The organism is Bradyrhizobium sp., from assembly GCF_050014615.1.
GTDB lineage: Bacteria > Pseudomonadota > Alphaproteobacteria > Rhizobiales > Xanthobacteraceae > Bradyrhizobium.
Genome location: NZ_JBEKCZ010000262.1, coordinates 1 through 8,574 on the forward strand (window position 1 = coordinate 1; position 8,574 = coordinate 8,574).

Here is an 8,574-nt window from a genome sequence, read left to right on the forward strand (position 1 = left end):
CCCACGCCACGGCGCAAAGGTCCAGCCGCCGATGCCGATATAGATATGGCCTGATTTTTTCGTTTCGGGTTTGGAGGGCTTGCTCACCGGCGGCTCGCGTGACCAAAGAGGGAAGAGGCTTGTCGGGATGAGCCTAGTCAAATCAATTGTGATTGGCTAGTTCGCCGGGACGGTGCGTCGACGTGTAGCTCTGGTGGCCTTTTGGGGTATGATCGCAAAAAAGGAGAAAAAGGATGCGAGCGATGATTGCAGCGGCTTTGGCGATGGTGACGTCGGTCGCGCTGGCCGACGACCTCGAAAATGCGCACCGGCAGACGCTGGCGGGACGGGATGCCTACTGGAATTGCCTCGCTGAGGAATATACGCGCGACCGCAACAAAATCATGTCGGGACAGGATTTCACCTCCCTTATCGCAACCGTGTGTCCCTCCGAACGGCAGAATTTCCGGGTGACGCTAGTGGATTACCTGTCGCTGCAATTCCCCGATGTCGACGCGGGAGCCCATCTGACGACAGCCAACAACGCCATCGCGCTGGCGCAGAAGGATATCGTGAAGGCTTTCATCGGGCGCGGGCCGGCGCCGAAGTAAGCGGGGACGCGGTGCTCACGCCTTCGGAAAATCCTTGCGCATCGCGATTTCGGCGGCGTCGCCCGGTGAAAGCACGTTGTTGTCGAACGCCGGTTGAGGCTCGGTGACGATGTCGTACAGGGAAATGCCCTTGACGGGCTTGGCCAGCAATTCCCGGATGCAATCGGCGAGGGTGCCGTTGAAAACCAGATAGGGCCGGCTGTTGCCGTTGAGCCGCTGGCCGTTCCGCGAAGGCCATTTTTTGAGGTCGGCGGGAGCGTCGTAGACGATCGGGGAGCTTTCTCGGAACATGCGTCGGCCCTGGCTCGCTTTATCCTGCCCCAAATCTAGTCCGGCTGCGTAAACGTATGCTGAATACCGCGCCCGCTTGCGGCGTCTCCGGCTTCGGAGATTTGCCGAAACAGCCCCCTTGCCAAACGCCCCGATCGTTCCTATTTAGCTTCTAACGGCGACGTCGATGCTTCATAGCTCCGGCGCTGGGACGACCACTGAATGGCTCGGCTGCGCCGGATGTACGCGCGCCCTCTGTTCGTGGTCGTTGGCATTTCTAGAGCGTTTTCAAGCGAAGCATGCCCTCGGACTTGATCCGGGGGTGGATGCTGGTTCGCGTTAAGAAAACGCGTCCGACCGAATAAATCCATGCCTGTTTTGGCCCGTTTTTAGCCCTTCCGCACCGCTGTTTTTGACCTGCGCCTTGGCATCCTCCGAGGCTGCGGATATACGCTGGCGGCATGAATGACGCCATCTCACCGGGGCCCGTGAACCCGTCGCAGGCCGCTGGTTTACCTCAGCTTTCGGTCGTTGTCCCGACCTTCAACGAACGCGACAACGTCACCACGCTGTTTCGGCGGCTGGAGACCGCGCTCACGGGCACTGCCTTTGAAGTCATCTTTGTCGATGACAATTCCCCCGACGGAACCTGGGAGGTGGTGCGGGCGCTGGCGCGCGGCGATTCCCGGGTTCGCTGTATCAGGCGGATCGGGCGGCGCGGCCTGTCCGGCGCCTGCATCGAGGGCATCCTGGCATCGAGCGCGCCCTGCGCCGCCGTCATCGATGCCGACCTGCAGCACGACGAGACGCAATTACCTGTCATGCTGACCCTGCTGCAGAGCGGGGCGGCCGATCTCGTGGTCGGCAGCCGCTACATCGAAGGCGGCAGCGCCGACAGCTTCAACAAGCAACGCGCCGGCGCCAGCGCGCTCGCCACCGAGGTCGCAAAACGCGTGCTGCGGGTCAAGATCGCCGATCCCATGAGCGGTTTTTTCATGATACGGCGCGATCGCTTCGAGCAACTGGCGCCGCAGCTCTCGACCCAGGGCTTCAAGATCCTGCTCGATATCGTCGCCACCGCGCGCGGCGATCTGCGGGTCAAGGAAATTCCCTACGCCTTTGGCGCGCGGCTGCATGGCGAGAGCAAGCTCGATTCCATGGTGGCGCTGGATTTCCCATGATGTGGTGTCGCTGCGGTTTCTGTTGTTTGCGATGGTCGGATCGATCGGCCTGTTCGTGCATTTCGCGGCGCTGTTTGCGGCGCTCGAAGTTTTCGAGTTGCCGTTTCCGGAGGCGCAGGCCTGCGGCGCGCTGCTGGCCATGACCAGCAACTTCATCCTGAACAATTTTCTCACCTATCGCGATCAACGCCTAAAGGGTTTTGCGATCCTGCGTGGCCTCTTGCTGTTCTATCTCGTCTGCAGCGTCGGCCTGTTCGCCAATGTCGGCGTGGCGTTCTCGGTTTACGATCAGGAGCCGATCTGGTGGCTGGCAGGGGCGGCCGGCGCGTTGATGGGCGTGGTCTGGAATTACGCGATGTCCGGACTGTTCGTCTGGCGCAAGCGATGAAGCTGCCATGAACCCGAACGAGGCGCGGCTGGTCCGCAACACCGCCGTCACCGTGGTGGCGCTGGTGGCGCTGCGGCTGGTTGGCGCGACCTGGACGCCGCTGACCTTCGACGAAGCCTATTACTGGATGTGGTCGCAGCATCTGGCGTTCGGATATTACGATCATCCGCCCGGCGTCGCCGTCGTGATCCGTCTCGGTACCATGATTGCCGGCGATACCGAACTCGGGGTGCGGCTGGTGTCGATTCTGCTGGCGCTACCGATGAGCTTCGCTGTGTATAGCGCCGCGGTCATCTTGTTCGGCGGCCGGCGCGTGGCGGCAACCGCGACCGTGCTGCTCAACGTCACCCTGATGGCGGCGGTCGGCACCCTGATCGTGACGCCGGATTCGCCGTTGCTGGTGGCCTCAAGCTTCGTGGTGCTCTGTCTCGCCAAAGTGCTGGAGACCGGGCGCGGCGCGTGGTGGCTCGCGGTCGGCGCCGCGGTCGGCGCGGCGCTACTGTCGAAATACACCGCATTGTTTTTCGGTCCGGCGATCCTGATCTGGCTGGTGAGCGTTCCGAAACTACGGCGCTGGCTGATCTCGCCCTGGCCATATCTCGGCGGCCTGGTTTCGCTGCTGATATTCTCGCCGGTCATTCTCTGGAACGCCGATCATCATTGGGTCTCCTTCATCAAGCAGCTGGGCCGGTCCCGGATTGAGGATTTCAGGCCGGCATTCCTCGGCGAATTGATCCCGACCCAAATCGCCTTCGCGACGCCGCTGGTATTCATTCTGGGCGCGATGGGGCTCTACGCGCTGCTCAAGCGCGATGGCGGCGCATCGGCCGCGCGCGGGCTGATCAACGCGATATTCTGGACCATCGTGCTCTATTTCGTGTGGCATTCGCTGCACGCCCGCGTCGAGGCCAACTGGTTCGCGCCGGTTTATCCGGTGTTTGCGATTGCGGCCGCGGTGGCCGCCAATTTGACGCGATGGAACAAGCACCAGCAGCGTGTCGTCGATTTTTGCCTGCGCTGGGCCGCGCCGACGGGCATTCTGATGTTCGCGCTGTTGATCGTGCAGGCCAACACCGGCGCGCTTTCAGGCTATCGCCGCGACGCCACCGTGCGCAGCGTCGGCGTCGGCTGGGGCGAACTCGCCACCGGGATTGAAACAGTTCGCGCGCGCACCGGTGCGGCCTGCATACTGGCGCCGGATTACGGCACCACCAGCTGGCTCGCCTTCTATCTTCCGAAAGGCACCTGCGTGGCGCAGCTAACGCAGCGGATCCGCTGGGTCAACATGCCGGAGCCCGATCCCGCGCAACTGTCCGGCAAACTGCTGTTCGTCGATGAGCTGCGGCCGGGTGGGCAGCCGGTGCTGAAGGAGGCGTTTGCGCGGGTCGACCGGGTCGCGGAGCTGCCGCGCAAACGCGGTCCGCTCACGATCGAAACCTATGCCCTCGACCTGCTGGAAGGCGCCAGGGGCGAGGTGCTCGATCGCTCGCCGCCGACGGAATTATTGCCATAAGCGACCCTTCGCGGTTTTATCTTTTGATTTTCAGGCGGCAGGCTGCGCCGCTGTGGGTTGGTTCGGCGGCCTTATATCAACGAGCGTCTTGTCGCTCTTGTGGATCGCGAGCAGGTTGATCCCGGCCCCGATGATCTCGTAGCCGTGCTCGCCCAGCCATTGCTGCAGCCTGACATTGTCTGCCTTGATCTTCTCGATCAGCATGATCGGGTGGCTTTGATCGATCGTGCGGCGTGCGCCCTCCAGCGCCTCCAGTTCCATTCCCTCGACGTCGATCTTAATGAAATCGACGCGCGAAAGGTTGAATTCATCAATCGCCAGTTTCCTGACCGTCACTGTATTTTCGTAATCGATTGTCTGGCCGATGAACTCGTTGCCATCTCGCTCACGCAGCTCCAGGCTGCCGAAGCTGGACGGAAGCAAATAGTTGGGATTTGGAATCTTCATAGTTCCGCTTTCGGAGGACACCGCACCGTGCACCGCAACGGCGTTGAAGCAATTGTTGATCGCGATATTGCCGGCGAGGGCATAATAGACGCGTTCTTGTGCCTCGATGGAAAGGACGGATCCCCAACCCGTCATCGACATCGCCCATTCGATGGTATGGACGCCGATATTGGCGCCGCAATCGATGGCCACGACGCCGTCGCCGTGATTCTGGCGGCGAAGGCCGAGTAAATCAACCACCAGCTTGACTTCGGTCGGGTCGAAGGAGGCGGTCTCCAGGATCTGATAGCCGACGCCATAGCCTTGTTGCGGATCGATCATGCGGTAATCGAATCGATTGACGATCATGGTTCCGTGATTGGACGAGGCCAGCACGAATGCCAGTTTGCGCAGCACGCCTTGCATTTGTGTCTCCTGACTACCGGGGAAGGGGGTCCACTGATCATGTTAGCGGGCCGCGACACGAATCGCCTTTAGGTGAGCTTACAAGACTTCGGGCAGGCGGTTCCACAATCAGGCATTTTTGGGGCGCGAGATGTACGGTGCATCCGCTGATTCCCGCGCGGCGCGCCGGATTTAATGCCGCTCTGGATCATCATGGATGTGACATCGCAGGGGCGGGGATCCGAAGTCGAATTATTGAGAAAGCGCGCGTGGTTAATCCCGTAAATGCCCGTGCATTTCCGTATCAAATTGGGACTGCGCAACAACGGCCCGCACTTAATCCGCATTTAACTAAAAGTCGCCTTAATGACGCTCCGCGCCTCTGCGAAACGCTCTTTCGGAAGAACTCCGGCAGATCATCGCACGCAGCTTGGCGTTCGAATGTGCCGGGGTCATGCACATCATCGAACGCTGACTGCAGGGGACACAAAGTGGAAGCAGTCTGGATGCAGGGCGGATGAGTACCAGTACAGTAGCGTGTTACAATTTCGCGGTCGACAAACCCAGAAGTTCAGCGCGGAAAGCCAGCACTCAGAGTTTCTTCGGCGGCGTTGCGGTCGCCAGCTTGGTGCTGGGCTGTGCCTTCACGGTGTACGCCAATATTTTCGCGGCGAGTCCCTATCCGCAGCTCGGCAGTGCCAGTTTCGATGCGCCGGTGATCCGGCGGCCGCAGGCCGTTGCGGTCAACGGCACGCCGCCGGCCGAGACCGTCACGCGCATCGCCGAGCTCAAGCCGCCGCCGGTCATTTCCGCGCCGGCTACCATTCCGGCAGGTCCGTCGCTGTCATTTGCTGATCGCTTTGCCGCGGCCGCCCCGCAGAGCGTGGAGCCGGCGCCACAGCCCGAGGCGCCGAAATTGGCCGAAGCAGCCAAGCCGCTGCCCCAAGCACCGAAACTGGCGGAAGCGCCCAAACCCGCTGTAGCGCCGAAGCTCGCTGAAGCCGCCAAGCCGAAGGAAGCTTCGCCACCGCCGGTTCAGGTCGCCGCGATCGCTCCTCCGCCGCCACCTGCGAAAACATCGGGCTCATCCATCCACGACATGGCGCAGCGCGCCAAGGCGGCCGTGATGTCGCTCGCCTCGAACGACAGGCAGAGCATCGTCGAAAAACTCTGGGGCAAGCCGCAACCGCAGCCGCGTGGAGCGTCGCTGCTGTCGTTTGCCTCCGCCGATGCCAGTGCGACCGGCAGCCTCGGTCCGATGCAGAACCCGGCGCTGGCGGGCAACACGCCGCGCTACGATCAATCGACCGCGGTTTACGATATCTCCGCGCATATGGTCTATCTGCCCGACGGCACCAAGCTGGAGGCGCATTCCGGCCTCGGCAACAAGCTTGACGATCCGAGCTCGGCGAACATCAGAATGCGGGGCGTGACGCCGCCGCATCTCTATGAATTGACGCCGCGCGAGGCGTTGTTTCACGGCGTGCCGGCGCTGCGGCTCAATCCGGTCGGCGGCGAGGAGTCGATCTACGGCCGATCCGGCCTGCTCGCGCACACCTTCATGCTCGGCCCCAACGGCGATTCCAACGGCTGCGTTTCATTCAAGGACTACAACGCATTCCTGAATGCCTATCGCAACCAGGGCATCAAGCGGCTGGCGGTCGTCGCCAGGATCGACTGAGGCGCATTCCGGCGCCTGCCGATTCCAGCGTCTTCCGGGCCGATTGACGGCTTGCGCCGCGCGACGGAACAACGCTATCACGGCGTTATGTCCGAACCCGATTTTCAACCAACGCTGACCGGCCCGACCGTGATCATACGGCCGGTGACGTCAGGTGATTGGGCGGCGTTGTTCGACGCCGGCTCCGATCCGGAAATCTGGAAAGTGCATCCGCGCTCTGATCGCTACACCGAGCCGGAATTCAGGAAATATTTCGACAGCGCGGTCGCGTCGAAGATGGCATTCGTGTTCGTCGACCGCTCGACCCGCCAGTTGATCGGCTCCAGCCGCTATTATGGGTATGATGCCGAACGCAGCGAAGTCGAGATCGGCTGGACCTTCATCGCCCGCAGCCATTGGGGCGGAAAAACCAATCGTGAAGTCAAACGGCTGATGCTCGATCGTGCCTTTACGTTCGTCGATACCGTCATCTTCTGGGTGGGCGAGAAAAACTGGCGCTCCCAGGGCGCGATGACCAAGATCGGCGGCGTGAGACGCAGCGGACTTTTTACCCGCGAATTGTCCGGCGCAACGCCGCATTTCATATTCGAAATCGGCAAGAGCCAATATCAGCAAGGCGGCCGAGCTCTGGTTACCTGACGGTTTGACTCCAGCGTCGCTGCAGGAGTTTGCATTGCGGGATAATCGCCTAGGTAGCATGTATTAGTTCAATCGAATATTGTGATACGCCGCGTCGAGTGCTCGATACCCAAATGCGGAATTGCAAACAAAAAACCCCGGCATCGCTGCCGGGGTTTTGCATTGTTGGAACCGCTTGGGAACGCTGGATCAGAAATCCATGCCGCCCATGCCGCCGCCGGGAGGCATACCGCCACCAGCACCGGCGTTCTTCTTCGGCAGTTCGGCCACCATGGCTTCGGTGGTGATCAGCAGAGCCGCGACCGAAGCTGCGTTCTGGATCGCCGCACGCACGACCTTGGTCGGGTCGATGATGCCCTTCTTGACGAGATCGCCGTATTCGCCGGTCTGCGAGTCGAAGCCGTACGCGTACGTCTTGTTCTCGAGGATCTTGCCGACGATGACGGAGCCGTCCTCGCCTGCGTTGATCGCGATCTGGCGAGCCGGCCAGGACAGCGCCTTGCGCACGATCTCGACGCCGGTCTTCTGGTCGTCGTTCTTGGTGCGCAGGCCCTTGAGCTGCTCGGAGGCGCGCAGCAGAGCGACGCCGCCGCCCGGTACGATGCCTTCTTCAACGGCCGCACGGGTCGCATGCATCGCGTCATCAACGCGATCCTTGCGCTCCTTCACCTCGATCTCGGTCGCGCCGCCGACGCGGATCACCGCGACGCCGCCTGCGAGCTTGGCCAGACGCTCCTGCAGCTTCTCACGGTCGTAGTCCGAGGTGGTTTCCTCGATCTGCGCCTTGATCTGGGTAACGCGGGCTTCGATGTCGGCCTTCTTGCCGGCGCCGTTGACGATGGTGGTGTTTTCCTTGTCGATCATCACCTTCTTGGCGCGACCGAGCATGGCGAGCGTAACGTTCTCCATCTTGATGCCGAGGTCTTCCGAGATCGCCTGACCGCCGGTCAGGACGGCGATGTCCTGCAGCATGGCCTTGCGGCGATCGCCGAAGCCCGGAGCCTTGACGGCGGCAACCTTGAGGCCGCCGCGCAGACGGTTGACGACGAGGGTGGCGAGCGCTTCGCCTTCGACGTCTTCCGCGACGATCACCAGCGGCTTGCCGGTCTGCACCACGGCTTCGAGCAGCGGCAGCAGTTCGTTGAGGTTGGAGAGCTTCTTCTCGTTGATCAGGATGTAGGCGTCGTCGAATTCGACGCGCATCTTGTCGGCGTTGGTGACGAAGTAGGGCGAGATGTAGCCGCGGTCGAACTGCATGCCTTCGACGACATCGAGTTCGGTTTCGAGCGACTTGGCTTCTTCAACCGTGATGACGCCCTCATTGCCGACCTTCTTCATCGCGTCGGAGAGGAACTTGCCGATTTCGGCGTCGCCATTGGCGGAGATGGTGCCGACCTGGGCGATTTCCTCGTTCGAGGTGACCTTCTTGGAGTTCTTGACGAGGTCGGCGACCACGGCTTCCACCGCCATGTCGATACCGC

The 8,574-nt window shown here is 61.7% G+C and carries 7 protein-coding genes and 1 pseudogene; 5 read left to right on the forward strand and 3 right to left on the reverse strand.

Going from position 1 to position 8,574, the window contains the following annotated elements; all coding sequences use genetic code 11:
* Positions 1-233: 233 nt before the first annotated feature.
* Entirely contained in the window at positions 234-590 is a 357-nt protein-coding gene (locus ABR948_RS27240; protein WP_428124012.1) for a hypothetical protein, read from the forward strand.
* 15 nt (positions 591-605) lie between these two features.
* On the opposite strand, the gene ABR948_RS27245 is transcribed toward ABR948_RS27240, so the two are convergent.
* Entirely contained in the window at positions 606-881 is a 276-nt protein-coding gene (locus tag ABR948_RS27245) for a hypothetical protein (RefSeq protein WP_428124014.1), read from the reverse strand.
* Positions 882-1,321: 440 nt separating this feature from the next.
* Here ABR948_RS27245 and ABR948_RS27250 point away from each other — a divergent pair.
* Both ABR948_RS27250 and ABR948_RS27255 read left to right on the forward strand, forming a co-directional pair.
* Positions 1,322-2,429 (forward strand): annotated as a pseudogene (locus ABR948_RS27250) (glycosyltransferase family 2 protein).
* Between the two features lie 7 nt (positions 2,430-2,436).
* On the forward strand, positions 2,437-3,942 hold the full coding sequence (locus tag ABR948_RS27255; RefSeq protein WP_428124017.1) for a glycosyltransferase family 39 protein: 1,506 nt from the start codon (positions 2,437-2,439) through the stop codon (positions 3,940-3,942).
* Between the two features lie 30 nt (positions 3,943-3,972).
* Here the strand turns inward: ABR948_RS27255 and ABR948_RS27260 are convergent, their stop codons facing one another.
* Positions 3,973-4,794: an FkbM family methyltransferase gene (locus ABR948_RS27260; RefSeq protein ID WP_428124019.1), complete on the reverse strand. Its 822-nt coding sequence runs from the start codon at positions 4,792-4,794 to the stop codon at positions 3,973-3,975.
* A gap of 496 nt (positions 4,795-5,290) precedes the next feature.
* Here ABR948_RS27260 and ABR948_RS27265 point away from each other — a divergent pair, with 496 nt between their 5' ends.
* Together ABR948_RS27265 and ABR948_RS27270 are read left to right on the forward strand one after the other, a co-directional pair.
* Complete coding sequence (locus tag ABR948_RS27265) at positions 5,291-6,454, forward strand: DUF2778 domain-containing protein (RefSeq protein ID WP_428124022.1); 1,164 nt, start codon at positions 5,291-5,293, stop codon at positions 6,452-6,454.
* An 87-nt stretch (positions 6,455-6,541) separates the two neighbouring features.
* Positions 6,542-7,093: a GNAT family N-acetyltransferase gene (locus tag ABR948_RS27270; protein WP_428124025.1), complete on the forward strand. Its 552-nt coding sequence runs from the start codon at positions 6,542-6,544 to the stop codon at positions 7,091-7,093.
* Between the two features lie 189 nt (positions 7,094-7,282).
* Here the strand turns inward: ABR948_RS27270 and groL are convergent.
* Positions 7,283-8,574: chaperonin GroEL (gene groL / locus ABR948_RS27275; protein ID WP_428124027.1), on the reverse strand; the 1,292-nt coding region annotated here is incomplete at its 5' end.

Excerpts from the sequence above, each read along its gene's own strand:
- ABR948_RS27240 (WP_428124012.1), top strand. The coding sequence starts at position 234 with ATGCGAGCGATGATTGCAGCGGCTTTGGCGATGGTGACGTCGGTCGCG.
- ABR948_RS27245 (WP_428124014.1), bottom strand. The coding sequence starts at position 881 with ATGTTCCGAGAAAGCTCCCCGATCGTCTACGACGCTCCCGCCGACCTC.
- ABR948_RS27255 (WP_428124017.1), top strand. The coding sequence starts at position 2,437 with ATGAACCCGAACGAGGCGCGGCTGGTCCGCAACACCGCCGTCACCGTG.
- ABR948_RS27260 (WP_428124019.1), bottom strand. The coding sequence starts at position 4,794 with ATGCAAGGCGTGCTGCGCAAACTGGCATTCGTGCTGGCCTCGTCCAAT.
- ABR948_RS27265 (WP_428124022.1), top strand. The coding sequence starts at position 5,291 with ATGAGTACCAGTACAGTAGCGTGTTACAATTTCGCGGTCGACAAACCC.
- ABR948_RS27270 (WP_428124025.1), top strand. The coding sequence starts at position 6,542 with ATGTCCGAACCCGATTTTCAACCAACGCTGACCGGCCCGACCGTGATC.